The sequence below is a fragment of the Nodularia chucula CCY0103 genome (assembly GCF_963923915.1).
Taxonomy (GTDB): domain Bacteria; phylum Cyanobacteriota; class Cyanobacteriia; order Cyanobacteriales; family Nostocaceae; genus Nodularia; species Nodularia chucula.
The window spans coordinates 1-1,260 of sequence record NZ_CAWUOL010000191.1 but is presented as its reverse complement, the minus strand read 5'-3'; the positions used below and the strand labels follow the sequence as shown (position 1 = coordinate 1,260).

Sequence of the window (1,260 nt, the reverse complement as noted above, 5' to 3'; positions counted from 1 at the left end):
CAGGCAGAGATCGTTGAAGCAGGAATCGCGTGACGAATAGTCATGCGAGGTTCAAGTTCTGTTGTTAATGAAGGTGGTTGGATAATTTCTACACCATTATAAAAAGTTCAGTAAGTTCATAATTGATAAACGCAACTTTTACCAGTGTTCCCACTTCAGGACTTGCTATCAACACTCATCATTTCCCTTAAGAATTTCCTGGGGTGCGGTTCATGCGGTGCGTTTATCTTTTCCTTTAAGAATTTGGCGGGGTGCGAGTCCTGGGCTGCGCTGATAATTTCCCTTAAGAATTTTCTGGTGAGTGTTTGTGCTTATGTCCCAACTTGGTTTCCCTTAAGAATATGTGAGTTCGATAGCCGAGACCTTGGTTTTTCTTAGATATTTTTAGTCTGGGCATTTTTTCTCATTTTTTCAACTATTCCCTCTCCATTTTCTTCATTCTTTGGCATCCTATTGGTTCAAGTTATTACCCAGCAAGCTTTTCAGCCTTTACTCTCCGTTGAAATCACGTTAAATTACTTCCGTAATCTCAACAGTAAGCAAATATAAATTGTTAAAAGTATCACTTGTTTGTAGTTACACTTTAGAGTATCGTTAATTAAAAACAAACTCACAATTGCTACATCAAGCATCTACTTAAACAGATGACCCCTATAAAATTTTTCGATACACAGAACTTGAATGGGCTAACCCATAATGATTTGATAGGTGCTGTGGTACAAACAGCAACTCAGTTCGCTCAGAAACAACTTCAGCAGTTTGCTCAAAGACCGGATTTTAGAGAAAAGATGACGCTGTCCTTTGGTATATCACCGGCAGGTTGGCAAGATGCTTGGGTAAATGGGTTGGTGATACCACCGAAAATTGAGATTCGTTCGAGGAGTGAAATTAAAGGGGCAAATGGGGCTTTTGCAGGGGCAACAAATAGGATTTATTTAGCGCAAGAGTTTCTGAGCGAGAATACTAACAATTTAGATGCAGTTGTTGAAGTTTTGTTGGAAGAATACGGTCATTTTGTCGATTATTATATTAATGACACGGACTCCCTTGGGGATGAAGGGGCGATTTTTTCAGCTTTGGTGCGTGGGGAAAGTTTAAGTACAGATAAACTATCTCAACTCAAGGTTGAGGATGATAAAACTATAGTTGTTTTGAATGGAAGCTTTGTTGAGATTGAAAAAAGTAGTAACTCAATAACTTCCTTGAGTGGTTTTCCTATTTTAGGTGATTATGACCAGGATGGAGATTTAGATATTCTCT

1 pseudogene is annotated in these 1,260 nt (G+C 38.7%); it reads left to right on the top strand.

Features of this window, described 5'->3' with window-relative positions:
* Positions 1–644: 644 nt before the first annotated feature.
* A pseudogene (locus ACM0OP_RS24130) lies at positions 645–1,260 on the top strand (hypothetical protein); the annotation flags it as partial.